Source organism: Pyxidicoccus sp. M6 (assembly GCF_055568925.1).
Map to the genome: position 1 here is coordinate 3,225,511 of NZ_CM145714.1, position 25,769 is coordinate 3,251,279.

General features: G+C 67.9%; 24 protein-coding genes. 10 read left to right on the forward strand and 14 right to left on the reverse strand.

The window, feature by feature from the left end; translation table 11 throughout:
- On the forward strand, nucleotides 1–723 hold the full coding sequence (locus tag ACVTJA_RS13565) for a hypothetical protein (RefSeq protein ID WP_465836776.1): 723 nt from the start codon (nucleotides 1–3) through the stop codon (nucleotides 721–723).
- A 424-nt stretch (nucleotides 724–1,147) separates the two neighbouring features.
- Here the strand turns inward: ACVTJA_RS13565 and ACVTJA_RS13570 are convergent, their stop codons facing one another.
- Complete coding sequence (locus ACVTJA_RS13570; RefSeq protein ID WP_465836777.1) at nucleotides 1,148–2,353, reverse strand: SGNH/GDSL hydrolase family protein; 1,206 nt, start codon at nucleotides 2,351–2,353, stop codon at nucleotides 1,148–1,150.
- Nucleotides 2,354–2,559: 206 nt separating this feature from the next.
- On the opposite strand from ACVTJA_RS13570, the gene ACVTJA_RS13575 reads away from it, so the two are divergent.
- Nucleotides 2,560–2,841 carry a hypothetical protein gene (locus ACVTJA_RS13575; protein ID WP_465836778.1) on the forward strand — a complete coding sequence of 94 codons (282 nt, stop codon included), beginning with the start codon at nucleotides 2,560–2,562 and terminating at the stop codon, nucleotides 2,839–2,841.
- 476 nt (nucleotides 2,842–3,317) lie between these two features.
- On the opposite strand, the gene ACVTJA_RS13580 is transcribed toward ACVTJA_RS13575, so the two are convergent.
- Nucleotides 3,318–4,085, reverse strand: a complete 768-nt coding sequence (locus ACVTJA_RS13580) for a DNA/RNA non-specific endonuclease (protein ID WP_465836779.1) — start codon at nucleotides 4,083–4,085, stop codon at nucleotides 3,318–3,320.
- A 359-nt stretch (nucleotides 4,086–4,444) separates the two neighbouring features.
- Between ACVTJA_RS13580 and ACVTJA_RS13585 the strand changes: the two genes are divergently transcribed.
- The 3 genes from ACVTJA_RS13585 to ACVTJA_RS13595 all read left to right on the forward strand — a co-directional run bounded on the left by ACVTJA_RS13585 (nucleotide 4,445) and on the right by ACVTJA_RS13595 (nucleotide 5,598).
- Nucleotides 4,445–4,750 carry a TrmO family methyltransferase domain-containing protein gene (locus ACVTJA_RS13585; protein ID WP_465836780.1) on the forward strand — a complete coding sequence of 102 codons (306 nt, stop codon included), beginning with the start codon at nucleotides 4,445–4,447 and terminating at the stop codon, nucleotides 4,748–4,750.
- Between the two features lie 129 nt (nucleotides 4,751–4,879).
- Nucleotides 4,880–5,167 (forward strand): hypothetical protein, encoded by a 288-nt coding sequence (locus ACVTJA_RS13590; RefSeq protein WP_465836781.1) that lies wholly within the window; start codon nucleotides 4,880–4,882, stop codon nucleotides 5,165–5,167.
- Between the two features lie 140 nt (nucleotides 5,168–5,307).
- On the forward strand, nucleotides 5,308–5,598 hold the full coding sequence (locus tag ACVTJA_RS13595) for a hypothetical protein (protein ID WP_465836782.1): 291 nt from the start codon (nucleotides 5,308–5,310) through the stop codon (nucleotides 5,596–5,598).
- A gap of 113 nt (nucleotides 5,599–5,711) precedes the next feature.
- Here the strand turns inward: ACVTJA_RS13595 and ACVTJA_RS13600 are convergent, their stop codons facing one another.
- The 4 genes from ACVTJA_RS13600 to ACVTJA_RS13615 form a co-directional block, all read right to left on the reverse strand.
- Complete coding sequence (locus tag ACVTJA_RS13600) at nucleotides 5,712–6,506, reverse strand: helix-turn-helix domain-containing protein (RefSeq protein WP_465836783.1); 795 nt, start codon at nucleotides 6,504–6,506, stop codon at nucleotides 5,712–5,714.
- Between the two features lie 193 nt (nucleotides 6,507–6,699).
- Nucleotides 6,700–7,365, reverse strand: coding sequence for a hydrolase (locus tag ACVTJA_RS13605; RefSeq protein WP_465836784.1), 666 nt, complete (start codon nucleotides 7,363–7,365; stop codon nucleotides 6,700–6,702).
- A 257-nt stretch (nucleotides 7,366–7,622) separates the two neighbouring features.
- Complete coding sequence (locus ACVTJA_RS13610; RefSeq protein WP_465836785.1) at nucleotides 7,623–8,993, reverse strand: hypothetical protein; 1,371 nt, start codon at nucleotides 8,991–8,993, stop codon at nucleotides 7,623–7,625.
- 164 nt (nucleotides 8,994–9,157) lie between these two features.
- A complete protein-coding gene (locus ACVTJA_RS13615; protein WP_465836786.1) occupies nucleotides 9,158–9,766 on the reverse strand; it encodes a cysteine hydrolase family protein in 609 nt (202 codons plus the stop codon).
- 199 nt (nucleotides 9,767–9,965) lie between these two features.
- Between ACVTJA_RS13615 and ACVTJA_RS13620 the strand changes: the two genes are divergently transcribed.
- The gene (locus tag ACVTJA_RS13620; RefSeq protein ID WP_465836787.1) at nucleotides 9,966–13,028 is read left to right on the forward strand and encodes a sensor histidine kinase; all 3,063 of its coding nucleotides are present in this window, start codon (nucleotides 9,966–9,968) and stop codon (nucleotides 13,026–13,028) included.
- Between the two features lie 76 nt (nucleotides 13,029–13,104).
- On the opposite strand, the gene ACVTJA_RS13625 is transcribed toward ACVTJA_RS13620, so the two are convergent.
- Complete coding sequence (locus tag ACVTJA_RS13625) at nucleotides 13,105–15,225, reverse strand: S8 family peptidase (protein ID WP_465836788.1); 2,121 nt, start codon at nucleotides 15,223–15,225, stop codon at nucleotides 13,105–13,107.
- 370 nt (nucleotides 15,226–15,595) lie between these two features.
- On the opposite strand from ACVTJA_RS13625, the gene ACVTJA_RS13630 reads away from it, so the two are divergent.
- The 3 genes from ACVTJA_RS13630 to ACVTJA_RS13640 are packed head-to-tail and all read left to right on the forward strand — an operon-like array spanning nucleotide 15,596 to nucleotide 16,583.
- Entirely contained in the window at nucleotides 15,596–15,844 is a 249-nt protein-coding gene (locus ACVTJA_RS13630; protein WP_465836789.1) for a hypothetical protein, read from the forward strand.
- Between the two features lie 41 nt (nucleotides 15,845–15,885).
- Nucleotides 15,886–16,365 carry a glycine-rich domain-containing protein gene (locus tag ACVTJA_RS13635; protein WP_465836790.1) on the forward strand — a complete coding sequence of 160 codons (480 nt, stop codon included), beginning with the start codon at nucleotides 15,886–15,888 and terminating at the stop codon, nucleotides 16,363–16,365.
- 8 nt (nucleotides 16,366–16,373) lie between these two features.
- A complete protein-coding gene (locus ACVTJA_RS13640) occupies nucleotides 16,374–16,583 on the forward strand; it encodes a hypothetical protein (RefSeq protein ID WP_465836791.1) in 210 nt (69 codons plus the stop codon).
- Nucleotides 16,584–16,799: 216 nt separating this feature from the next.
- Here ACVTJA_RS13640 and ACVTJA_RS13645 read toward each other — a convergent pair whose 3' ends face one another.
- The 3 genes from ACVTJA_RS13645 to ACVTJA_RS13655 form a co-directional block, all read right to left on the reverse strand.
- Nucleotides 16,800–17,213, reverse strand: a complete 414-nt coding sequence (locus ACVTJA_RS13645) for a hypothetical protein (protein WP_465836792.1) — start codon at nucleotides 17,211–17,213, stop codon at nucleotides 16,800–16,802.
- Nucleotides 17,214–17,583: 370 nt separating this feature from the next.
- Nucleotides 17,584–17,757: a toll/interleukin-1 receptor domain-containing protein gene (locus ACVTJA_RS13650; RefSeq protein ID WP_465836793.1), complete on the reverse strand. Its 174-nt coding sequence runs from the start codon at nucleotides 17,755–17,757 to the stop codon at nucleotides 17,584–17,586.
- Nucleotides 17,754–19,865: a TIR domain-containing protein gene (locus ACVTJA_RS13655; RefSeq protein ID WP_465836794.1), complete on the reverse strand. Its 2,112-nt coding sequence runs from the start codon at nucleotides 19,863–19,865 to the stop codon at nucleotides 17,754–17,756. Before ACVTJA_RS13655 ends, ACVTJA_RS13650 begins: the two co-directional genes overlap by 4 nt.
- A 132-nt stretch (nucleotides 19,866–19,997) precedes the next feature.
- Here ACVTJA_RS13655 and ACVTJA_RS13660 point away from each other — a divergent pair, with 132 nt between their 5' ends.
- Nucleotides 19,998–21,680 (forward strand): DUF4082 domain-containing protein, encoded by a 1,683-nt coding sequence (locus ACVTJA_RS13660; RefSeq protein WP_465836795.1) that lies wholly within the window; start codon nucleotides 19,998–20,000, stop codon nucleotides 21,678–21,680.
- 27 nt (nucleotides 21,681–21,707) lie between these two features.
- Here the strand turns inward: ACVTJA_RS13660 and ACVTJA_RS13665 are convergent, their stop codons facing one another.
- From ACVTJA_RS13665 to ACVTJA_RS13680, 4 genes are read right to left on the reverse strand one after another with little or no spacing between them, the layout of a single operon-like run.
- Nucleotides 21,708–22,988, reverse strand: coding sequence for a right-handed parallel beta-helix repeat-containing protein (locus ACVTJA_RS13665; protein WP_465836796.1), 1,281 nt, complete (start codon nucleotides 22,986–22,988; stop codon nucleotides 21,708–21,710).
- A complete protein-coding gene (locus tag ACVTJA_RS13670; RefSeq protein WP_465836797.1) occupies nucleotides 22,988–24,544 on the reverse strand; it encodes a caspase family protein in 1,557 nt (518 codons plus the stop codon). Before ACVTJA_RS13670 ends, ACVTJA_RS13665 begins: the two co-directional genes overlap by 1 nt.
- A complete protein-coding gene (locus ACVTJA_RS13675) occupies nucleotides 24,541–25,245 on the reverse strand; it encodes a hypothetical protein (protein WP_465836798.1) in 705 nt (234 codons plus the stop codon). Before ACVTJA_RS13675 ends, ACVTJA_RS13670 begins: the two co-directional genes overlap by 4 nt.
- Nucleotides 25,242–25,727 carry an RNA polymerase sigma factor gene (locus tag ACVTJA_RS13680; RefSeq protein ID WP_465836799.1) on the reverse strand — a complete coding sequence of 162 codons (486 nt, stop codon included), beginning with the start codon at nucleotides 25,725–25,727 and terminating at the stop codon, nucleotides 25,242–25,244. The genes ACVTJA_RS13675 and ACVTJA_RS13680 overlap by 4 nt, the downstream gene beginning before the upstream one ends.
- Nucleotides 25,728–25,769: the final 42 nt, after the last annotated feature.

A 25,769-nucleotide genomic window follows, 5' to 3' on the forward strand; every position in this document is an offset into this window, starting at 1 on the left:
GTGAAGCGCAGGTGGCAACAGAAGGTGTTCGCAATGGTGGCGATGGCCGTGCTGGCGGCCTGCGGCGCCTCCGGCGGTCCGGCTCCCACGGATGAGGCGCCCCGCGACTGCGTTCCCTCGAACGGTGCCACGGGCTCACCTGGAACCATCGAGGAGGCGGTAGCGCTCATCAATTCCCTGCCGCGCCCCACCTCCGTCGCCTGCCTCGTGGAGAGCCTGGACCGCCCCCTGCGGGTGAGCGCCACGGAGAGCGTCACCAGCGCGCAGCCCGCGAACGGCCGGCGCAGCCCTCGCATCTTCCTGTTCTCGGGTCCGCTCATCCTCTCGGTCGTCCCCGAGGGACCGGGAGCGGAGGTCGTCGAGTTCAGCCAGCTCGATGACTCCGGCCGCTCCATCAAGGGAGAGCTGGCATTCCCCATCGAGGCGGACGTGCCACCCGAGGCTCCGTACACGAAGGTCATGTTCCAGCCCGGCGTCACGTCATGCGCGCTCTGTCACGCGGACGAACAGCCCGCGCATCAGGTGGGCAATGCGTGGGCCTACTCCTCCCGCGCCATGCGCCCGGTGGATTCCTCGCTCGTCCCGCTCGAGCAGCTCCGGCAGGAAGCCTCCACCTGTGACGCCTCCGTCGAACCCGAGCGCTGCCGGCTCCTCCAGGAGCTCTTCGAGCACGGCGCACCGCGCGCTCACGCCTTCCCCTCGTCGCTCCGGACCTTCCCCTGAGCAGCGCCGCCGTGGAGCCGTCTACGGTTCGGACCGCCCCACGGCGACTGCCGCTGGCGGCGCCATCCTCTTGCGGCACCCGCCGGAGCGGCGGCGTTGGTCGTGTAGAGGTACGTCTGGGTGACGGACGTGGCCGGAGCGACGGTGAGCTGGAAGTAGCCGGAGACGCCCGGCCACGTCGTAGCCGGGGAACAGCGCCTCCAGCGCCGGAGCCCTGCTTCACGGGGACACGAAGAAAGGCACCCGCGTGCCGTCCTTCGAGCTGGGAGGTGGCGGACAAGGTGAAGGAAGGCACCAGGGACGCCACGAACAAGCTTGCCGAGGGCGCCAAGGTCCTCGGCAAGAACATCAACGGCGGCGTGTCGAGCCTCTTCAGGTTCCGAGCAGACGGACTCGGACTCAGGGAGGCCCGCGTGGGGGCCGGTTACCGACTCTGCATGGCCGCATAGACGCTGGCAGGGGCGGTCGTAATCGTGCTCATCAGGCCCGAGGTGTCCACGGTGGTCCGCTTGAGCCGGAAGCCGTAGGCCACGCCCGCATTCGTCCTGTGGACGAGCAGCTTCTTCTGGTCGTTCGTGTTGTAATTGTAGCTTCGGACCGCATTCAGGATGGCGACCGCCGTCTGGCCGACTCCGTATGAGCTCATGTAGCTGGTCCAGTAGCTGAGTGCCCACGCATCTGGACTCACATTGAGCAGGTTGTCGTAGAACTTCGTGACGATCTGCGCATGGGTCAAGCCCTGGTACTCGGGCGACGTGGAGTAGAGCGCCTGGCATACAGTCGCTTCACTCGAGTACTTCAATTGCGTCAGCAAGCTGTTGCCGGCGCCGGAGTCGACTGCCCGCTTGAAGAACAGGACGTAGTACTGGGCGACCATGCGCTCATACGTGGCATCCGTGAGGAGCGACGGGAGCGCCAGGGCAATGGATTCGGCCATCATCTCATAGCCGGCATTGTTCGGGTGGATACCATCCGTCCCCGCGACGGCGCCCGTTTCGATGTATTTCAGATTGGCGCTGTTATACAGCGGGTCAGTGGAGTAATCATCTCTGATGTCATTGTAGAATGAATTGAGTGCCGCCGAACTGGCCGTGGAGATGCTGTTCGGGCGCACGATGAGGACCTTTTTGCCTGTGCGCAGGAGGCGATCCGCGACCTGCTTCATTTCACTGCGGAAGGTGAGGTAGCCGGTGTTGCTCACCGCGTCGTTGAGCCCCGAGTTGATGACCGCGACCAACCCCTCCGTTCCGCCAGACAGGGTGGCCACACCCGCTTGAAACCATGTGCCATGCAAGGTCGCGCTCAGCGGCGTTGACGACATCGCGAAGTTGTTGCGTTTGGCGATGTTCGGGTCGCCGGGATTGCCGAAGTAGCGATCCAGCGCCCTCCGGGGGGTGTTGGCGTAGTCTCCACCGACGGCGATGTCCTGTTGGACTGCAGAGGTGTATGGGCTATCAGGGTTGGACTTCGCTGCGGGAATGGGATTGTCGTCACGCTCGATTCCGCTCCCCCAGCCACGGAAAGTCGACTCGCCATAGAAATCCACCACAACGGGTGTTTGCTGAGCAAAGGCCGCGCTGGCGTAGAGGGGCAGTGCCAGGGCGACGCTCAACTGCATGAGACGTTTCATCTGCTCTCCAGGAAATGGGCCGGCGCGTGCATCCGGTGCGGAAGGCGCCGACGCTCGCGACACATAGCACCCATTCACTGAGCGTCATTGTTTCTACCACTCCAAGGAGAGGGTTTCATGCAACCCGGTCGCATTTGCCCCAGACGTCACTTTTTCTTTGAGTATGCGATACGCCGAGTTGAGAGCCGTTTCTGTTTCACAGCGCGGTGGCAGTTTCTCCAAGAAGCCCGAGTCGAGGAGCGCGGAAGCCCCCCTGTGCGGATGGGCTCCCACGAATCTCCCTGGAGCACCACCGTGCGCCCCTGGCTCTATCCGCTGTCCGCGAACCGAACACGACGCTCGTCGGCACGTTCTCCAGCAGCAAGCAGGCCATCGACACCTTCATCCGCCTCGCCCTGGAGGTCGCCCCGGACGTGGTCATCGAAAAGGTGTTCGCCATCCCGGTGGAGGGTGGCCACATCGAAAGCAACGAGGAGATGGAAGCGTAGACGGGGGGTGTAGCGGGGGCAGCGCCGGAGCCCACACCCAGCACTGGCGAAGACGTCCAAGGCGAACGTCCGGCGGAGCAGCCCGGCCCATCCTGCGCACGCGCTGAGCCATTGAGCGTTGAACCTTCAAGTTGGTGGGCTGCAAGGGCGACGGAGGTGAGCACCAGCGGTCCCTTCTCGATGGCCCTGAAATTGTTCCCCCACCCCCCGCCATATTGCTTGGAGACGAGACGCGTCACATCGGTGTCTGCCGTCACCATCCGGAGCGGATCAGCGCCGGATCGCACCTCAACGGGGCCGCTGAGGCACGAAACCCGGGCAAGCTCAATCTCGCCCCTCCATCGCCACGGTGTCCCTCTGCCACCGGGGACCTGGATGCTCGGGTTCGAAAAGCTGAGCTCTCCACTCGGCAGCCTTTCGACCCCGCCCTTCGATGCGGTGATCTGGCTCGGCCTGTAGCTGAAAGCTCCGGCTCCTCAGTTGCAGCCCTGGCTGGTCAGCCAGTTCACGCCGCGGGTCCGCTCGCTCGTGCCGTTCGAGCCGCCGTAGTCGACGTTCGAGAAGGACATGGACACGGAGCTTCCCGTGGACTGGTTCTTGATTTCCATCGTCAGGGTGTTGGGGATGAGCGCGGTGGAGTTCGGGTAGCTTGCACCGATGGTGTAGCGCAGCCGGCCGCTCGGCAGGCCCCCGCACAGGGCCATCTTGTTCTCGAGCTGCACCCAGTTGCCACGGTTGAAGTTGGCATCCTGGGGCACCAGGTTCGCCCGGCCTCCCCAGCCCCCGAGCTGCGAGCCGATGAGGTGCCCTCCGTCATAGTCGTTACTGGAGTTCTCCGCGTCGCCCCACTGCCCGACGCTCGTCTGACAGGCGTCGACGCGCGGTGCGGCGACAATCTTGGGCAGGTCCTTGTAGGCCCGGTTCGGACGGCCCGCGCTGTCGATGTAGTAGTACTCGCCGTCGAAGCTGTGCCACTTGCTCCGGTCGGTCGACGGGAAGTACTTCGGGCAGTCGCTGATGACCGCCTCGTTGACGCTCCCGTGGACGACGTACCCCACGCCGTACTGCGCCAGCACCGCCGAAATCTCCTCGTCCGAGTGGCTCTCGAAGAAGTCCATGAGGCCGCTCGGGCCGCCGAAGTCCTGCTCCATCTGAAGGGCAACGTCGTCACCCCCCAGGTCGGCTTGTGTCGCTCCGCAACCGCCGAGCAGCAGGCCCACCACCATGACTGACAGCTTGTTCATGTGCGTCCTCTCTTGAGTGCTTTTCGCCATCTTCGCCGAAAACGGGTCTCACGTACCAAGAGGACAATAGAGGAATCGCAACGATTGGGTCACCCCCGGTGATACAGGCGGAAGAAATTCATCGTGGCTCGGGCCCGCTCCGCGTGGGTTCTTGCAGTGGGCCGGTCATGCGGCGGTGAGCCAGCAATGGCCTGACATGTATTCGTCCGCGCTGGGCACCTGTTCGCTATCTTTTGACGGGAGCGGCGCGGACATGGGACGCGTGAATCGGCATACCGCACGGGACGGGAAAGGGCCGGCAATCCCGCCTCCACGAACGAGCTTCTGACACGCGGTGAGCGCTGGAGGGTGGAGAGGACGTGGTGTTCCTGATGCATCTCGTCCCAGACAGCAAGATCGAGATGGGTGCGCGTCATCCGCGCAATCGTCAGGACTGGCCCTTGGTGGGGATCTTCGCGCAGCGCGCCAAGGGGCGTCCGAACCGGCTCGGAGTCTCGCGCTGCCGGTTGCTGAAGGTAGACGGGCTGAAGCTTACTGTCGCGGGGCTCGATGCCATTGATGCTACGCCCATCCTCGACCTCAAGCCCTACATGGTCGAGTTCGGCCCACGCGGAGAGGTCGTGCAGCCTGCCTGGGCCACGGAGGTCATGAAGGAGTACTACTGAGCCACTGCGAGCGGAGCCGCCCCCCACAACGTCAGGCCCAAGGGTTCTGACGGAAGGGAAGAGAGGCCGGGCTTGTGAGCACCTGCTGTTTGGGGCTCAATTCGCCTGAACTCACTGGCTGGGGGAACCATGCAGCGCATCGTCTACGCGGTTTCGTATGACATCAGTGAGCACCACACCCGTATCAAGAAGCACTGTTGCGAGAACGGCTTCTCCGCCTGGGTGCGGACGAAGCTCGGCAAGCTGCGGAAGCTGCCGAACACGACGCTCGTTGGCACGTTCTCCAGCAGCAAGCAGGCCATCGACACCTTCATCCGTCTCGCCTTGGAGGCCGCCCCGGACGTGGTCATCGAGAAGGTGCTCGCCATTCCGGTGGAGGGTGGCCACATCGAAAGCAACGAGGAAATCGAAGCGTAGGCGAGTGGATTGGCGTTGCGATCCCAGCCGGGGCGGCGACGACGCCATCTGCTGGGGTCAGCGGAAGAGATGGTCCGGCTTTACTTGCGGGAAGAACCCCGCCACCGTGGCGCCGCAGTCCTCACCCGGATGGAGGAGTCATGAGCACGCTTCTGAGGTCCCTGCTGGCAGCCACCGCCTTCCTCACCCTCGCCCCCACCGCCGCCTTGGCCGGCCCGCCGCGGTGCATCTTTGTCTGTGGCTACGAGGCCAGCTGCGATGAGCCCTGCCGTGACGAACGCGGCGCTGACACCACCTGTGGGGAGTATGGCTGGTGCGGCGGCTACACCCTCCTCGACGTGACGCCCTCGGCGAGCCGGTCCGAGGAGCCCGCCCTCGTCTGCAGTGACGAGCAGCAGGCAGCGGAATCCACCGTCTCCGCCGAGAGCTGAGCCGCTGTCTCGTGGAACGGGCATGTGAGGGATGACCATGCCGGCCCCTGCCGCGCGCCCATCAGGTGCGCGGCAGCGGGCTTCCTGGTGCGTCTCCGCACCTGCATGGCCTGCTAGAGCTTCCGCCCCCGTCGCCACATCACGGGCGTGGTGCCATGGACCCGCCGGAAGGCCTTGCCGAAGTGCACCGCATCGGCGAAGCCCGTCGCTTCGGCGACCCGCTCCAACGAAGCCGGCGTCGCCAGCAGCAGCTCCTGCGCGCGCTCGAGGCGGGCCCGCATCTGCCATTGATACGGCGCCAGGCCGGTGGATGCCTTGAAGGCGCGGCTGAAGTGCGCCTGCGACAGGTCCACCAGTGCGGCCAACTCCGACAACCTGATTCGCTCGGGCAGGCGCGACTCCATGAAGTCGCGCACCCGCCGCAGTTGCCAGGGCGCCAGGCCCTTGCCCGTCGATGGACTTTCCCCACGGCGCGAGCCCAACACGGCGAAAATGGCGGCGGTCAGTCCGTCGCCGTAGAGCTGGGTGGTGGGGTCGTCGTCATCCACCGATTCCGCGAGCAGACGCATCAGCGTCCAGAGGCGGTCATCGGCGAAGCGCAACCGCGGCGTCCCCAGGTCGGCGCGGCCCAGGGATTGGCCCAGGCGCTCGCCCAGCTTCGACAGGTCGAAGATGAGCACGACATCGCGCACCAGACGCGAATGGGCGCCGAAGCCCCACAGCGGCATGCCGGCGGGCACGATGTTCAGCTGCCGGGGGACGTAACCGATTTCGCAGGGCCGGCCTCTGCGCAGGCGGGGCTCGCAGGGCGACCCCACCTCCTCCAGCAGCGCGCTCAGTCGCGTGTGGCTTTCCAGGCACAGGTGATACTCGGCCGGGCCCGAACACCGGCTCTCGTTCACGTCCACGCAGATTCCGTTCCATTCCCGCCGGACGACGGAAAGGCCAATCACGTTCTCCGGCAGCGGGCTCAGCCGTTCAGTGCGTGTCTCCACGGCATCGTTCTCCCGATTCTGGCGGGGACCCCGATTCCATCTCTCGGGAGAACGATGTCAGCAGCGTTGGGGAGCGTCCTCCCCCGAACGGGGGAGGACCGCTCGTTCAGACTCCCTGGCCGGCCCGGCCCGCCAGCAACTGCAGCTCCCAGGCGTAGGCCACGGCGCTGCCGCCGCCGTGCGCTCCGACCACGCCGGCCAGTGCGGTGGCACTGGCCTCGCGGGCCCAGTCGCGCTGCCATTCGGCAATCACCGCCATCCAGGTGATGGGCGTCACGCCCGCCATCTGCATGCGCCGCACCGCCATGTCATGCGCCTCGCGGCTGACGCCGCCCGAGGCGTCGGTGACGGCGTAGACGTCATAACCCTCGCCCGCGGCCTGGATGGCGGGCATGGCCAGGCAGATTTCGGTCCACAGCGCGGCGATGACCAGCTTCTTTCGCTCTGTCTTCTTCACCTCGTCCACCACGCGGCTGTCTTCCCACGTGTTGATGAAGGTGCGGTTGATGGGCTTCTGCTCGGGGAACACGTCCTGCAGGCCCTTGACCAGGAAGCCGCCGCGCTCCTCGATGACGGTGGTGAGGATGGTCGGGACCTTGAAAGCCTTTGCGGACTTGGCAAGGCCAATCACGTTGTTCAGCACCATCGTCGGTTCGTGGCTGTGCAGGTTGGCGAACTGGTAGGGCTGGTGGTCGATCAGCACCAGCACGCTGTTCTGGGGCGTCAGCAGGGCGTCGAGCCCGCGATGGGAGGAAGCATGGGCCGTGCTCATGGTCTGGAGGCTCCTGGGAGGAAGTGACATCGGGAGAGGGAAGAACTCATCGGCCGGCTTTGCCGGACCGGGTTCATTCAGGCCCGAGTCCAGGGGCGAAAACACGGTACGTCCCTGCGGCTTCTGGTCAGTTCCTGCGCTGAAATCAGGCTGGGGCGCTCCGGGCCCTCCTTCGTCCTGGTCCCCGGACGTGCCGAACGCTCGCGGTCATCTCACGCGCTTCTTCCAGACCGATGTGACGGCCAGGACCGAACAGCCTAGAGCCGCAGGTACAGGCCGAGCAGACCGCTGAAGTACTGGTCCGTGGCGCCGCCGACGAAGACCGGGGCTCCCTCCTTGGCGTTGGTGGTGATGGAGTAGCGCCGCATCTCGCCGCCCACCCGCAGGCCCACCATGCGCGTCAGGGCGAACTCCACCGCAAGCTCGGCATCCAGTCCGGAGCCGCCCAGCGCCGGGAAGAAGCGGTCCGAGGACAACTCGCCGCCGCTCAGCACATGCTGGTAGCCCACCCGCGCCGACACCGCCCATCGCTCCGTGAGCGCCTTGTACAGACCCAGCTCCACGTGCGCGAAGCGGTAGTCCACGTCCGGCAGGTCTTCCATGCCGGCCTCCGGCGTGAAATCCACCGCGAAGGTGTGAGTGCCGTACAGCACCCCCGGTGTCACCTCCAGCCACCGCAGCGGCAGGCGGAAGCGCAGGCCTCCCTCCAGCAGCTGCGCGGTGGTGGCGTACTTCCTTCCCTCCGGGTCCAGCGAGGACAGCCCGAAGGCGCGTGAGCCCCGCACCAACAGCCCCAGGTTGCGCATCGCCCCATCCGTGAAGTGGGAGAGGGGGTAGTAGCCCACCGAGAGGCTCGCCGCCGCGGCATGGTTGAGGCGGTAGTCGGGCAGCCCGCCGGAGCTGGCCCCCGAGTATTGGAAGCGGCGGAAGAGGCCCTGCCCGGACAGCAGCACCTCCAGGCGCGGCTCGTTCGAGGGACGCGAGTTGGCCGCCTTCGCCTCGGGCTTCATCGGCTCCTCCTTCACGGTGTTCACGGGGGGAGCCGGCGGCTTCACGACCGCCGGACGCGGGGCCTCCGCGACAGGGGTTGGAGGAGTGGGCTCCGGCTCCGGCTTGGGCAGGGGGGCCGGAGGGGTGACGGCGGCGGGCTGAGGCGGAGTGCGCGGCTCCCCGGCCTCTTTCAGGGCCGTGCCCAGCCTGCTCTCCAGCTCACGCCGCACCTCGGGAAAGGCGCGGTTGGGGCGGACGCTCCATCGCTCCTCCGCCAGGAGGGTGCCGTCCTCGCCGGAGTAGACGCGGACCTCCACGTCCCAGCGCTTCGTTCCCTTCACCGAGGCGGTGACCAGCGCGTCCGCTTTGAGCTTCTCGGCCAGCGCCTGCCTCTGGTCATCCGTCTTCGGCCCTCCCCGGATGCGCTTCACCTGAGCATCCACCGTCCGGGAGGGCAGCACCTCGCGCCCGCGTCCCTTCTTGCCCAGCTCCTGCATCAGCACCTTGCGCAGCGCCTCCGCCGGGCGGCCCTCGGGGCGCAGCACCGCTACCCGGACCTTCTGCCCCTGCGCGGCCTCGGCCGGGAGTGACAACATCAACGCCACCGCCAGCAACATCCACCCCACGGCGCGACTCACGGGGCCACCTCCTCGGAGCGGACGGGCAGGGGGAACGACAGGGAAGACACGGACGGAGCAGGGACGCATGAATGCTCGGATTGCAGTGGAGAGTCGGAGACTGCCAGGACGGACGGCGCCGCTTCGCCACGATGCACGCGCATCGCGGCCAGGCGGAGGTCGCGCTACTTCTTGAGCATGCCAATCACTTCCGAGGACGGCATGGGGCGCGAGAACATCGGGAAGTCGTACTTGAGCGCGTTCTTGTGCTCCTCGGAGGAGGTGGCGGCGGCGCAATCGGTGAGGGTGATGACGTCGTAGCCGTTCTCGTACGCGCTGCGCATCGTGGACTCGACGCAGCAGTTGGTGAGGAAGCCGCCAATCACCACGGTCTTGATGCCCTTGCTGCGCAGGATGAAGTCCAGGTTGGTGCTGGCGAAGGTGTCGAGGCCGCGCTTGCCCTCCACCACGATGTCGCCCTTCTGGGGCGCGAGCGCGTCGATGATCTGCGCGCCCCAGCTCCCCTTCACGAACGCCTTCCCGTCCACCACGCCCTTCAGGATGCCGTAGGGGTGCCGGGTCAGCTCGCCGTAGCCCTCCGCGAAGGTGATGGGCGCGTGCATCACCGTCACGCCCTTCTCCCGCGCGGCCTTCACCAGCGCGACGGTGTTCTCCAGCATCTTCGTCTCCGCCATCACGCCCTTCACCGCCGGGTGCAGCACCCCACCCTCGGTGGCGAACTCGTTCTGGTACTCAATCAGCAGCACGGCGGTGGTAGCTGGGTCGAGCGACATGACTCTCTCCGGGGATGGGCCGGGCTATTCCGGACTCACCGCATGATTGCCTGTAGGTCAGACAAGGCGTCAAGCGCCGCAGGGCTGAGGCCTCCTGGCGTCGAGCCGTGCGTGTCGCGGCTCCAGTGGTCTCGTGGCGGTTGCGAAACGCCTTGCCCCGAAGCGAGCCGGGCTATCCTGAGCGGACATGGAAGTTCGATTGCACCGTGCAGCGCCGTGGACGCGCGCCACCGCCCTGTTGACCTGCGCGCTCGTGCTGGGCATCTCCCGCCTGGCCTCCGCCGCACCCGAGGCGACGACCCTTCACGACTTCCACCACACCGCCTGGACGCAGAAGGACGGAGCCCCCGCGGGAATCTGGGCCATCGCCCAGTCACTGGACGGCTGGCTCTGGCTGGGCACCGCGGCCGGGCTGTACCGCTTCGACGGCATCTCCTTCGAACATCACGACCTGCTGCCGCCGGAGAGCACCGCGTCGCGCTCCATCAGCACCATCTTCGCCTCCCGGTCGGGAGACCTCTGGGCCTCCTACTCATTCGGCGGAACGAGCGTTCTCAGGACCTCCGGGCAGGTCGAGCACATGCTCCCCGGTGGCCTGCCCCTGGGCGTCCCCGTGGAGAACTTCGAGGAGGACGGCACCGGCCGCATCTGGGCCGAGACGCCCCAGGGGCTCTACTTCTTCGAGCAGGGACGCTGGCAGCCCGCGGCGCCCCGGTGGGGCATTCCCACGTCCGCCAGGGACAGTCTCACCCGGGACGCGGAGGGCGGGCTGTGGCTCGTGGGCGAAGCCGGGTCGTTCCTCCTGAAGAAGGGAGCGGACCACTTCGAGCGTGTCGAGCTCGACATCCCTTCCGAAGCAGAGCTGCGACTCGGCGCGGATGGAAGACTCTGGGTCCTCTCGAGTACGACCCCGCGCCCGCTCGTCAGCGAACACCTGCCCGAGCCTCCCCGTACTCCCCGGGCCGACTCGGACCGGGGCTGGAGCTCGACGACGCAGGCCTTCGACCCGCGGGGCAGCGTCTGGCATGTCTCCTGTACGCCGGGAGGCATCTGCCGCGAGTCCCTGCCCCCTCCCGAGTCCCCCGCGTCCCCGCGCCAGGAGGTCACCGACCGCTTCACCGCGAAGGATGGCCTCACCACGGACTCCGCGATGACGATGCTCGAGGACCGGGAAGGCAACATCTGGGTCGGCACGCAGTTGGGGCTCGACCGCTTCCGGCGCAATGACGTGATGACGGTGCGGTTCCCCCTGAACGTCATCTACTTCGCGATGACGCCCGACGCGACGGGCGCGCTGTGGAGCGGAACCGCGACCCGGGCCCCTTCACTCGACCGCTGGTGGCGGCTGGACTCCCAGCCCACCCTCATCCCCGGACTCGAGGAGGACGTCACCGCGACCTTCCTCGACCGCGACGGCGCCATCCTCCTTGCGGGGAGCGCGGGCTTCTGGCGCTTCGTCGACGGGCATTTCGAGCCGCTCGCCCGCCCCCCGGAAGAAACCAACCAGCGCGTGCAGGCCATCGTGCGAGACAGCGCTGGCAGGCTGTGGATGTCCTTTCGCGCCTCCACCGTCTATCGCCTGGATGGGGACACCTGGGTGCGCAAGGGCCACCTCGCGGCGCTTCCGGACCTGCCGCCGTCCCGAGCGGTGAACGATGAGCAGGGACGGCTCTGGTTCGGATACACGTCCAACCAGGTCGCCATCCTGGAAGGAGACAGCGTCCGCATCTACTCGGAGGCGGAGGGACTCCGGACCGGAACGGTGACCGCCATCCTCCCCGGCGGCGGGACGACGCTCGTGGGCGGCGCGCTCGGACTGGCCGCGTTCGACGGCGGACGCTTCCGTTCCCTCACCACCACCCGTCCGGACGTGCTGACGGGCATCACCGGCCTGCTGCGCACGAAGGATGGCTCGCTCTGGCTCCATGGGCACGCGGGCGGTGTGCACATCACCGCCGACGCCCTCCAGCGCGCGCTCGCGGAGCCGGGCTACCAGATGCCGTTCGAGCTCTTCGACATGAACGACGGCATGCCCGGAGGCGCGCAGCAGGTCCGCCCCATGCCCTCGCTCGTGGAGAGCAGGGACGGCAGGCTCTGGTTCGCCTCCACCAACGGGCTGGGCGTCATCGACCCGAAGAACATCCACCGCAATCCACGGCCTCCGCCCGTGGAAATCCGCTCCCTCATCGCGGGAGAGCGCGTCCATGCCCCCACCACGTCCGTCCAGCTTCCCCCTCGCACCCGGGACCTGCGCATCACCTACAGCGCGCTGACCCTGGGGATGCCGGAGCGTGTCTCCTTCCGCTACCGGCTGCAGGGGCTCGATGACACGTGGCAGGACCCCGGCTCTCGCCGCGAGGCCATCTACACGAACCTGGGCCCCGGGACGTACCGGTTCCAGGTCATCGCCGCCAACGAGGACGGCGTCTGGAACATGGAGGGAGACACCCTCTCGTTCGAGATTGCTCCGACCTTCCAGCAGTCGCGCGGGTTCGTCATCCTCTGCGGAGTCGTCGCGCTGCTCACCCTGTGGTGCCTCTACGCCCTGCGGATGTGGCAGGTCACCCGGCGGCTGCGCATGCGCCTGGAGGAGCGCCACGGCGAGCGCGAGCGCATCGCCCGCGAGCTGCACGACACGCTGCTCCAGGACATCCACGCCCTGATGCTCCATGTCCACCTGGCCACGTCGCGAATGCCCGAGGGAGCGATTCGCGACGACCTCGAGCGGACGCTGGACCGCGCGGACGACACGCTCGCGGAAGGACGGGACCGCGTCGCCGCGCTGCGCGCCACCAGCGAGCTCAGGCTCGACCTCGCGCTCCAGACGCTGGGAGTGGAGCTGAGCGAGAATGGCGGACCGGCCTTCCGCTTCTCGATGCAGGGCGAGGTGCTGGAACTGAACCCGCTGGTCGCCGACGAGCTGTATCGCATCGGCCGCGAGGCCCTTTGCAACGCCTACGCCCACGCCCACGCCCGGGAGGTGGAGGTGAGCCTCGTTTTCGAGAACACGTCGCTGCGGCTCCACATCCGCGACGATGGCCGGGGCATCGACGCCGACACCCTGGGCAGGGGAGGGCGCGAGGGCCACTGGGGGCTGCGCGGCATGCGCGAGCGCGCGGAGAACATGGGCGGCCAGTTCGACATCCGGTGCGACCCGGGCCGCGGCACCGCCATCACCGTCACCGTGAGCGCCCACCGCGCCTACCTGCGAGGCGCCGGGGGTTGGCGAGGCCTCGTCCGCCGCGTCCTCCGCCACGGCTGACCCGGCACGGCGCTTCTTCCGTGAGACGGCGACCGCCAGGAGGCGCAGGGGAGTGGGCCCCCGCGCCTCGGGTCCATCAGAAGACAGCCCAGGCCAGGCCGAACCAGACGTCGGTGGTGCCGCTCCAGCGACGGACCTTGATGGTGTAGGTCTGGCCCGGGAGCCCGTCGAACTCGGCAATCTCGTAGCTGTTGTCGAACGAGCCGCTGTAGCTCGCCATGTTGCCAGCGGAGTCATTGACGAACAGGTCGAAGTCGTGCTCGAGCGTCGAGCTCACGGGCGGGGAGCCACTGACGGTGCTGTCCCAGGTCAGGGCCACCTTGACGTGTCGCCCGCCCGTGGGCGGCACCTGCACCTGGTACAAGAAGGTGGACATGCCATTGGCGTCGAACCTGCTGGAGGACAGGGTCCCCAAGTCCCATCCGCAGCGGGCAGGGGCGTTGTTGGCCGCCACGCGGCTCTGGGCAATCTCCGCGCTCAGCGCGGCGTTGACCGCGCCGGAGCCATCGGACGTGTCCGTATGGCCCGCGACGTCCTGCCACCAGGCGTTACCCGTGACGTTGCGCCTCGCGCCCGCCAGGAGGATGGCGCGGCATCCCTCGGGCCAGCTCTTCAAGACGGAGTCGATGCCCTGGATGAGGGCCGCGCAGCCAGCCACCGCGGGGGCGGAGAAGCTGGTGCCTGAGCTGGTCAGGCCCACCGCCGTCACCGCCATCCCGTTGGCGGCCAGCTCCGGCAGCTCCCGGTCACCGTGCGGCGAAGTGGGGTTGCGGAACACCGACGAGCCGGACATGGCGCTTGCCGCGTCGTTGTGGTTCCCCACCCCCAGCGTGTTGTACCCCTTGTGGTTGACGTACTCGGCGTCCGGCGGACTGATGCCGTCGGGGTCTCCGGCGAAGAAGTTGCCCGCGGCATGGACGATGGTCGGGTAGGGCCAGCGCAGCGCCAGCCAGTCCTTGTAGATGTCGTCGAATGAGAGCACGTCCGATTGGGCCTCGCTGGTGCGGTGGAAGCTCTGGCTGATGACCGTGCAGCCCTGGCTGGCCGCCCAGTCCAGCGCCGCCAGTGAGGTGCTGTTGGCCGAGTAGAGCTGGCAATCCGGCGCGTATCCATGCGGCCCACTGCTCTGGATGTTCTTGATGATTCCGTGGGTGAGCCGGGCGTGCGAGCTGCTGCCGGGCGCGTTGATGTACTGGCCGGCGATGCTGAGGTTCGTGGTGTCGTCCGGACCATCCTCGAAGACCGCCACCCTCACACCGGCGCCCCTCTGTCCCTGGGTATGCACGGTATCCGCCTCGGCGATGTTGATGGAGTTGGTGAGGTCCAGCACCACGCTCCGGTCGTGGAGGAAGACCGCGGCCACGTCGGGGTCCTGCTCGACGCGGCGGATCTCCTCGGGCGTGAGCGCGACGAACATCACCGGCGAGTAGGGGGCAACCTCGAGCGAACGGGAGAACCGGGCGTTCCCGTTCAGGCGCTTGAGGAGGGCCTGCTGTCGCGTGACCACCTGCGCGTGCCGCTTGCGCAGCTGCTCGGGCGGCGGCGCCGCGGTCTCGGCCACGGGTGACTTCTCCGCCAGCCTCTCCGGCTCCTCGCGAAGCCAGATGGCGACCTCGATGGGCTCACCGGCTTTCGCCGTGTCGAGCCGCCGGTGGAGCTGGGGGTGGAGCTTGCCGAAGCGCCGCTCCTGGCTCGCGGCCACCTTCTTGCGAAGGGCCTTCAGGTCGGTGGCTCGTCCGTTCTGGTCGAAGGCCAGCTCCACGGGGGCTCCCGTGGCGCGGTCCTCGGCCTTCATGACCTCCACGTACGGGCCCTCGGCGGACGAGAAAGAGGAGCGGGCCGTCAGGCCGACCTCTCCTTCGACCAGCTGGGTATAGGCCTGCACCCGAAGGTTCTCGGGAATGCTTGCCCTGGAGTCCATGACGAAGAAGGGAATGGTGAGGGACTCCGAGATGAGATGCCCCTCGCGGTCGGTGAGGGTGTCCACCACCAGGGTTTGTGGCCCGGGGCGCAGCGGCTCGGAGGTCTTCAGCACCGCTTTCCTCCCGCCATCCGCCAGGCTCACCAATGCGTGCTGCCCCTGGAGCTGGAGGGAGCTTTGAGCAGACTCGGGGTCGAGCTCTTCCTCTGTCTCAAGCTGGATTTCGAAGTCACGGGTCACGAACTCGTAGGGCGACACGTTGATCGAGGTAATCATTGCAGGCGCACTCCTTCTCTGTTCCAGCCGAGACGATGGGCACGGAGAAGCTCGTGACAAGAGAGACAGGCATGCGAGAGCTGCGGTTACGTGCATCTGGGAGCGTCACGAAACCCGGGCAAGCTCACCCCAGCCAGCGCAGGGGCCGAGTGTTTTGGCTGCGCCCTCTCGGAGCTGTGCGGAGGCTGGCGAGTCGACGGACGAAGGGCCGCACCTACCGCGACTGCGGGACGGGCCATGTGTGTCGCCGGGAACAGTACAAAATAGCCTCGAGCGGCACCGGCTGAACCTCATTATCCTTGCACCGCGTCGCAAGAGTCACTGCTCACTCGAACCTCCTGCAAGCGAGCGCAATCCCAGGAGCAATATCATGTCCGAGGACAAGCAGAAGGCTGCCTCCCAGCATTTCGAAGCAGTGCCGCAAGACCGAGTGGAAACGCTCCTGAATGAATTGAAGAAGCGAGTGATGGTGGTGAATGAGGATGCGTTGAATCATCTCGTGGATCGCGGCGTGCTCGCGCGGATGGCCCGGGACGGCTGCTGCAAGCCGGACGGTGGCACCTGCTGTCCGAACAAGACCGTTATCGAACGAGGTGTCGAATCGAAGGCGCGGCCCTGAGCGCCTGTCCCGCGGCGCCACTGTGGCATGGGTACGTGGGCATGATGACCAACGAACAATTGGGCGCGACGTTCCTCGACCCGCCGATGTTGCACTACTTTCGGTGCAAGTTCGCCAACCTGCGGGCTGATGAGTTGCAAGTGCGCATCGAAGAAACCCTGAAGTTCCTGTTCATCTCGCACGAGTGCACGGGCGCCATTCCGGTGAGCAGGGACATCGATGACATCTGGCACGCCTGGATCTTGCAGACACGGGAGTACTCGAGCCTGTGCGAGCGGCTTCCCGCACGCAGCTTCATCCATCATTGCTCCAACGACTATCTGACGTACTTCGACCCCTCGGTAGGCGAGCAGAACGAACTGCATCAAGACGTGAAGATGCTCGCCCTTTATGTGGCCAATTTCGGTCCATTCGAGGCCAGCCGCACGAAGTACTGGCTATTGGCCAGTCACCTCGTGGAGCGTCGCGGATGGTCAGTCGAGCAACTGAACGGTTGGCTGCTGTTGCCGGTCGCCGCGTAGGCGTGTCCATGCCCGAGATTGGCACCGACACGTCCACTGCGACATCGGCCGAGCTGGTGCCGGTGAAGTCCATCCTTGCCTTGGTGGCCCGGTGCATCTTCAGCCGGGCCGCGGGGATGCGGCCGAGCACCTCGATGGAGTTCTGCTTCGTCAGCGGCGTCTTCTTGTCGCCGAACGCGCCCATCAGCACGCCGGTGCATTCGCGCGGAAGTAGCTGACGCCCGCAAACTTCAGACTCGTGTTGGTGATTCTGGCGTCGCCAGCCATCCTGGTTCCTCCCCCTGAGCACTTCCATGAGAGGGGTGCCCGAAAGGCGTGGCCGCTCCGCGTCACGCCGCGGGTGCTGTCACTCAGGAGGGAGGCGCTGACGGATGTGCCGGTCAGGGCTCCTGGCGGGGACGTTCCAGCACGTCGTCTCGAGGCGGCGAGCCGCTTCAGCCGGCATTCCGCGGCTGCTTCGCGCGCTGCGCCGCAATCCATGCACGCGCCTGCTCGGCGGTTTCCACGTAGATGATTTCGAAGGCGGGCCGGGCCTCGAAGAGCGGCTTCGCCATCATCCCCTTCGTGTTGACCCGCTGGATGGAGCCCGCGCCGATGTAGACGACGCCCCGGGTCCACCGGGTGCGCGTGTTCTCGACCATGTACCTGCGCGCCTCGGCGGTGATTTCGGAGTCCTTCACGTCGATGGCTCCGAAGAACGGCGTGGAGGCGGCCACCTCGCGGTAGACCTCCACCGCCCACTTCATCTCCTCGAGCGTCACCACGCCGCGGAACCGCTGCCAGAGGATGTCCGGCGGCTCGAACCATGAGCGTTGTACGCCACACAGCCACTCTCGCGACTGCTGCATGTAATGCCCCCCTCCCGAGCGATACGTCGGACACAGCATAGCGCGCGAAGCCTGGCTCGTGGTGCACCGCGACCTCGAGGACGTGCCGCGCGTGCGCGCGCTCATGGACGCAGCGGTCGTCGCGTTCGTCCTGGCCTGGACCTGACGAAACAAAGGGGAATTCGGTCCGGCCCCCTCGGACAATGTGCCCCTTCTGGCCGTGCCGACGCATACCTTGTTGATCGTCTCGAGAAGCTGCCCCCTCTCATCGAGGTAGCTCGCTTTGGCGGCTTCGTGTGAGCACCCCACAAGCCATGCTGAACAACAAGGGAATGACAGCAAGGGCTGGCGAGGACTCAATCGAAACATCATTGATTAGTCTTCACAGCCATCACGGGAAGCACGCGCCGCTCGGGGTTTCTCGAGGATGCAGGGAGGTGCGGTCGAAGAACACCTGGTGGCCCAGGTTCTTCAGGCGCTGGTAGATCTGCTCGGCGAGACTCGACTGCTCCGCCGCGTACGACAAGAAGATGCGAGGCGTTGCCTTGGGAGAAGGTTCACTCACGGGGCCGTCCTGTCACCGAAGCGTTTCCTCAGCCCCGTGAGGATCAACTCGACGATGCGGTAGGAATCGGTCGTCTCGAACAGCTCGCGGTTCTGCTCATCGTCGAGGCCGTTGTCGAGCGCCTCCCCCGGCCCCTTCCGTCCCAGCGCCCGGAGCTGTGCCGCCGCTTCTTCTGGCGTCGTGACGTGCTCGTGGCGCCGCCGGTACTCCTCGGCGAGCTGCTCGTAGCCAGTGACGTTCGCCTTCACCCAGGCCGTATCCGCCTCGGGCCGCGAGCGCCCCTCCAGCAGGTCAATGGCGTAGCGTGTCGCGCCTCCAAACGCGCCGATGAGGTAGAGCGGCATGGGCTTCTCTCCGCAGCGGGCGATGAGGATTTCCTCCAAGACGCCCGGCAGCAGCCCACCATACCCCTCAATCCTTCCCGCCAGCGCGACGCGCGCGGAGATCTCCCGGGCCATCATCTCGCGCATCTCCGTCACTCCCTTCGCGCAGGCCCACGCCCGGGCATCATTGTCGCGGGGGAAGTATCCACGCGCGTCGGGCGCCAGTTCCCCGGTCGGAAGCCCGGGAGGAGGCGGGCCCTTCTCGAGGACGGCCACCTGGCCATAGAGCTTCATCTGCTCCGGTCCGTAGCCCAGGTACACCGGCCAGGCCACGAAGTTGGTGATTGGGTGGACGCGGGACGCCGCCAGCGGTTTCGCCAGCGGCGAGTAGCTACGCACCAGTCCAAAGAGCCGGGTGGCGTAGTTGATGGTGTCATTCCGCGCCGTTCCTCGATGGCCGACGTTCCCGCCGTAGGCCAGACGGAGCCCGGCGACGAGCAGCATCGTGGTGAGGTCGTCCGCGAGCGTCGCGAGGTGCTCACTGCTGGCGCCCCAGGCGCCAATGTCGGTCGCGCCCGACAGGGAGAGCCCGATCATCTCGAGGTGCGGCGGGTGGTTCCACCGCGCCACTTCGCTGAGCGGTGTCGTGAGCGAGACTCCTCCAGGCCTCAGCACCGGCTGGAGCTCCTCCAGCTCCTCCACCGGCAGCGGAGGATCCGGGTAGACGACGCGCCGCGTGCCGGGTTCCAGTTGGAGCAGGGTCAGTGTCTCCGGCTGCACTCCGATGATGACATCGCCTTCGCTCTTCCGCCGGCTCAGGACGGCCTCGGTGTAGCGGTGTCGCAGGGCCTCCAGCATCGCGCCCAGCACCACGACCTTGGCCCGGCCCTCCGACCAGCGGAGCGTGCGGGCATTGCCCAGGTAGGGGAAGAGCCTCGGCACCTCCGACTCGATGGCGTCGACAACCAGCAGCGGCACCCGCTCGCGCTTGGCGATGAGCGCCTCGCGCCGGCACCACTCCCGGTCAGACCAGGTGTCCGTGAGCACGCACACGACCACGTCGCACTTCTTGACGGCTTTACGGAGCGCCTCGTCGAAGCGCATTCCAGGTGCAATCCGCTTGGCGTCATACCAGGCATCGACTCGGCCCCGGGCGAGGTCCTGGAGCAGCTCATGGACAGGCCCCTGACTGGGAAGGCTCTCGTCCGGGAGGTCCGCCTTCGCATGGCTGATGAACAGCTGGATGGGAGCCTTCTGCTCGGGTGCCGCGGGAAGCTGTCCGCTGGCGAGGAGCTGGAGCGCGGCGACCGCCACGTGGAAGCACAGCTCGTCGGGCTTCCGCCCGGGCTCGTCGTCGTAGCGGTCCAGGCGCACGAACGAGCGGGTCGCGAGGTCCTCGAGCTCCGGACGGCCCTGGGGGAGGCCGAGGCCCCCTCCATCCACCGCCACCGGCAACAGCCCATGGGGGGAGGCCGGCGTGTTCAGTGCCACCAGCGAGGCGACCAGGTCCGCCCACTGGTCCGCCGCCGTCCGGTCCTCGGGTAGCGCCCGCCAGGCCATCCGGTCGTCGACGAGGGCGACCACGAGGGTGTGCTCGGCCAGGTCCTCCTGGATGGATGCCGGAGGGAGGTTCCCCTTCCTCACAGGTGAGAACGCGACGGGAATGCGCAGCCCGGGAGAGCCCCCCGAGGCCATGAAGCGCCGGTAGATCTCCATCGCGAGCGCCCTGCCAGTTCCAGACTCGGGGTGGAACAGCACGAGGATGCGAAGCGGCGGACGGTACATGAGCCCCCTGGAAAGGGCGGGATGATACCGCCCGGACGGCGTCTTCGCTCCAGGCGCCTCGCTTGGGGGTTCCCACAAATCGCGGCTCGCGCATTAGCCGCCCGAAGCGAAACCTTTCCGGAGGGAATTCCCATGAAGTTTCGGAGTCTCGGCGCGGTCTTCTTCCTTCTTCTGTCCGCCTGTTCCACGGGAACCGTGGACGATGTCGCGGGCCAGGAGGCGCTCCCAGTTGAGCACCAGTCCCTCGAGGCAGGCGAGGTCACGCTCTTCCCCGACACGGCCCGTCCCGCGATTGCGATGGACAGCGATACCGGCGCGGTGGAGCTCGGGATGAAGTTCCGCGTGTCCGTCCCGGGCACGGTCCGCGGCGTGCGCTTCTTCAAGGGCGGAGCCCAGAATGCCGGCCCGCACCGCGTGAGCCTGTGGAGCCGGGCGGGTGCGAAGCTCGCGGAGGCGACCTCCACCATCGAGACGACGTCGGGGTGGCAGACGGTGCGGCTGGCTTCACCCGTCACCGTCAGCGCCGGGACGACCTATGTCGTGTCGTACTACGCCTCGGCCGGACGGTACGCAGCCACGGTGGGCGGCTTCAACTCGGAGAAGGTGGCGGGCCCCATTCGCGGGCTCGCCTCGGGTGCGGACGGGGTGAATGGCGTCTACCGCTACGGCGGCGGCTTCCCGACGCAGGGCTACCAGAACACCGACTACGCGGTGGACGTGGTCTTCCTTCCGGAGGCCCCCGCGGGGGACACCCAGGCGCCGGGTGCGCCCTCGGGACTCGTCGCGTCCGCGGCGTCCACGAGCACCCTCCAACTGAGCTGGAGCGCCTCGACGGACAACGTCGGCGTCACGGCCTACGACGTCTTCCGCGATGGCGTGCAGGTGGCCTCCACGGCGGGCCTCACCCATACGGACACCGGCCTCTCGGCGGCCACGAGCTACAGCTACTTCGTGAAGGCGCGGGATGCCGCCGGCAACGTCAGCGCCGCCTCGAATACCGTCACGGCGACGACCGGGTCCAACCCGCCGCCGGCCGGTGGCTTTCCGAATGCGAGCAATACGGGCGTGCCGGCGGGAACGCAGCTGACGCCCTACACCGGCCCGTGCACCGTCACCGTGGCCAATACCGTCATCGATTCCAAGACGGTGAACTGCGACCTCCTCATCCGCGCGGCGGGCGTCGTCATTCGCAACTCGAAAATCAATGGGAGCGTCGCCACCGAGGAGAACTCCACCGGCTACTCCTTCACGCTCACCGACTCCCACGTCGACGCGGGGGACCGCCTCGTCACGGGGGTGGGAGCGGTGAACTTCACCGCCGTCCGCGTGCACGTGCAGGGCGGCAATCGCTCCATGCACTGCTGGCACGACTGTGAGATTCGCGATTCCTACGTCCACGGCCAGATGACGGACGAGACGGGCACCGCGCACGAGTCCGGCATCCGGATGGGCAGGAACGTCATCCTCCGGCACAACACCATCATCTGCGACGCGCCGGATGTGCCGCCCGACGCGGGCTGCTCGGCGGGGCTCACCGGCTATGGCGACTTCGCCCCGGTGGAGAACAACCTGGTGGAGAACAACTTCTTCCCGGGCACGACGGGAGGCTTCTGCGCCTATGGCGGGTCGTCGCAGGGCAAGCCGTACTCGGACGCGACGAACAACATCCGCTTCATCGGCAACGTCTTCGCGCGCGGCTCGAGCGGACGCTGTGGCTACTACGGAGCCATCACCAGCTTCGACACCTCGGAGCCGGGGAACGTCTGGTCCAACAACACCTGGGAGGATGGAACGCCCCTTCCTCCTTCGAACTAGCGAGGGCCCCAGGGCAACCCGGAGGTCTCAATCGTGCCGCTCGATGGAGACCTCCACGCCCGTGGCCTCCCAGACGTTGCCCTCGGCCGACAGCTGCGTCTGGGTGCTCACGAGCACGGCACAGTCGAAGACCGTCTGGTCGCCGAAGACGTTGTTGCGCACCACCATGCCCGGAAGGCTCGCTCCGCCCGCATGTCCGAGGTTGACGATGCAGCTGCCGCGGTCGAGCCGGTTGCGCTCGATTCGCACGTCGCGCACCGGCCCGACCTGCTGGCTGACAAAGATTGCCGCGCCGGCCTCTTCACCCGGACCGTGCACGTTGCTGTCGTAGATGCCGATGTCGCGCCCCTCGAAGACGCTGATGCCGTACTGGGCGCCCACCGGGTCCAGCGCGTGAATCCAGGAGCTCTCCACCCGCGCGCCGGACTTCAGGCTCATTCCGACCACCACCCCGTGTACGTCGAGCCGGCGCGCGGTGAACCCTCCGCCCATGACTCCCCACTGGAGCGTCGAGGACTCCTCGGCGAAGACCTCGATGTCCTCCAGCAGCACGCCCGTCGCTCCCGCCACGCTGATGATGCCGTCAATCTCGCGGGGCACCGGCGCGTGGACCACGCACCGGCGAACGGTGACGTCGTTGGCGCGGATGATGAGCCGGCCGCGGATGTCCCGGTCCTCGAGCACGGCGCCCGGCGTGTCCAGCACGACGTCCCCCTCGTGCCGGACGAGGGAAGCGCCCGCGGGAGCTCCGGTGTTGTGCGGACCGGGGAGGGCCGGGTTGGCCCGGCAGGAGGTGTTGGCGGGACAGGCCTTGCACGCGCCGTCCTCGCACCGGAAGCCATCCGCGCATTCGATGGGCTCGGTGCACGAGGACTGTGCGAGCCCGAGACCCTCGAGCGTGGAGAGCTGGCCGAAGCTTCGCGTCCCTTCGCTCCAGGCGCCGCCCATCGGGGCGGGGAGGCCGTCCCGCGTCACCCGGACGAGTGAAGCGGGGCCACGGTGGCCCGGCGCCGATTCGGCCCGCATCTCCACCTGGGCGGGGAGGGCGAGCGTCCGTCCCGAGGGCTCCAGGGCATAGGTCATTCCGACCGACCAGCCCTGCACGCCCAGCTCCCGGAGGGACACCGTCTCCTCGCCTTCCAATGCGCCCGGCGGAAGCGTTACCCGGACGCGGCCATCGCGGGAGGTGACGGTGCCCCCTTCGCGCCCGATGACGCGCACGTCGGGCCGCCCGCGTGCATCGAAGAGACTCTCTCCGCACGCCCCCACGAGCAGGGCAAGAGCCGCGACGGCGAGGGGCGCACGCATCAGAGCCGGAAGCTCAACCCGGTGAGGGCTTCGAGCCCGGGCCGAAGCACCGCCCGGTCATTCAATCTGAACGTGGCGGCCTGCACCTCGGCCTCGGAGAACCAGGAGACCCGGCCCGTGAGGGGAAGCGCATGGGAGAGCACCGCCCCGGCGCGCCCGCGAAACGCCGTCCCCGCGGCGGTGCTCGCCACCGACTGCCGGACTGCATCCGCGCCCAGCCGGCCCCCTGCCATGAGCCCCCGGACGGGAAGCCGCCAGAGCCAGGCGACGTCACCTCCGACGCTCCGGAGCCCGTAGGGCATCCCGGCATCCTGGCCCCGGCCGTCCTGGTATCTCCCGCGGAGCCGCAGCGTCTGGGATGCGCCCACCGCCACGTCGCCGCCCAGCAGCAGCGCGGGCGCGAGCCCCATGCCCCGAAGTGAAGGCGTGTTGAGGCCGACCGCGGCGAGGAGCTCCACCTCGCGGCCGAAGCCAGGTCCCGGGACTTCGCCGCCCTTGTCCCCGCTCTCGGCGAAAGGCCGCTGCGTCATCGTCACCGTCGTGGCCGTCCGCTCCTCCCCATGGGTCAGCGCGAAGGCACCGGTCCGCACGTCGTCCGCCGTCGTGCGAATCAGGCGGTAGCGCCCGGCGGGCAGCGCGAGCCGCCGGGGCTTCACCGGGTCCTCGCGAATCTCCAGCACCTCGCCGAGCCCCTCGTCGCGCACGACGAGCCAGCGCCTGTCAGGCTCCGCCCCGGGGGCGAAGACGAGCCGCGCGTCCGCGCGGCGCAGCTCGGTGAGCACGAGGTCGCCCTTGCCCTTCAGCTCCAGCGCGTACGTCGGCCGCTGGGCGACTCCGGACACCTCGGCCGTGTGCGAGACCGTCTTTGCATAGGCATAGCGGTAGGCCTCCTGAAGCGTGATGCGAGCGTCCCCATCGGCATCCGCCGCGCCGCGCAGCCCGGCCGTCAGGTGGTGCGTGAAGAAGCTGCCGCGAAGCTCCGCGCTCTCGAGCGCGTTCTCCCCCGGGCCGGAGGACGCGACGATGGCGGTGCCATCGGGGGATTCGTCGCTCGTGACGTTGAGCTCGAACCCGCGGGGCAGGGGTTTCGCTCCCTTCGTGGTGACGAGTCCTCCGGACCTGCACGCATCCACGAAGGCCAGCCGCACGTTCGCGCGCGAGGCCCCGAGCAGCTTCCGCAGCTCCGCGAAGGCGAGGCTCTCGGCCCCGAGCTCGAGCCCCTGCTCCGTGGCATGTCCGGACCAGTAGAAGAGCAGCAGCGTTCGCCGCGAGGAGCCCCGGGCGGCCGAGGCGATGCGCTGCTCGAGCGCGCGCACTTCGGAGAGAAGCTGTGCGCGGGTGGGCTGATGGAGCACCCGGACGTCCTCGCCCTGAAAGCCTCCGAGCTCCCTCAGCGTGTCCGCGAAGCGGGAAGCATCCGCCTCGGCGAAGCGGAGGCGCGAGTGGCCCGGCGCGCCCACGTTGCTGCCGATGGCGAGGGCAAAGCGCCGCTCGGGCAGTTGGGCCATGGCGGAAGCAGCGCAGAGGAGGGTGGCGAGCAGCGCCAGCCGGCTCACGGCGCGCCCCGTTCCAGGAGCACCGTGGAGGTTCGAGCGCCGGGAATGTGAAGCTCCGCGGGGGCTCGCACCGGACTCCCCCGCAGGGCCTGCTCCACGACGGCCCAGCTCAGCGGCTGGTCCGAAATCACCGCCCAGATGCGCTCGGGTCCTTCGGCCGAATCGAGCACCGCGCCTCCCGGGAGCAGCTGCGCCCCGCCGACCGCGAGCGGCGCGTCTCCTTCCGCGGGCATGAGGCGGGAGACCGCGCCCGTCGAGTCGACGGAGGCAATCCAGACGAACGCCGCCGGGCCGGGGGCCACGTGGAAGCGCAGCTCCTCTCCCGGCCGCACCCGCTCTCCCTGCGCCGCCGCCCGCGGCTCGCCCTGGCCTCCAACGTAGACGGTGAGCGCCTCGCCCTTGGTCGCATAGGGCGGGGCCACCGGCGGCGTCGGGCGGAGGAAGAACAGGGCCGCCGCGGCGAGGGCCGCCGCCACCGGCAGCAGCGGCGCCCACCGCCTCACTGGCGAGGGCCGGGTGTTCGCCAGCCACCGAGGGCTTTCGTGCGCAAACGCGCGTGCGGCCTGGGCGGCGGTCCGCTCCCATATCTGGCAGTGGGCGCACACGGCCATGTGCCTGGCGATGGCGGGGTTCGGTTTGAGCAGATGCTCCTCGAGCGCGAGGTCGCTCGGGCACTGCGCCGTGCGGGGGGCTGTTGTCATTCGAAAATCTCCCGGCGCACATTCGCAAGGAAGAGCTGGATGCGCTTGCCAATCGTCTTGCGCGAAAGGCCCAGCAGCTCGGCGGCCTCCTCCTGGGAATGGCCGTCGACGAGCACGAGCCACGCGACCATGCGCTCACTCTCCGTGGCGTAGGAGAGCGCCTTGAGGGCCATCTGCCGGTCGGCCACTTCCGCGAAGCTGTCCGTGGACGCCGGTACGTCGTGGTTCAGCTCCGCCCCGCTCGCCGTCTCCCAGGCATCGTCTCGCAGCTGGGCGAAGCACACCCGCGTGGCGACCACGTAGACCCAGCGAAGCTGCTCGGGCTCCGGGGGCAGCCGGGAGCGATGTCGGACCAGCTGCATGAAGACCTTCTGACAGGCGTCCGCGGCCTCGTCCGGATTGCGCAGGATCTTCAGACACCGGCGGTAGATGGCCGGTCCCAGCCTGTGGCAGACCTCGCTGAGGGCATCGCCGTCGTGCATCAGGGAAACCGGACAAGGGGGGCAGCTACCTCGGCGATGCCG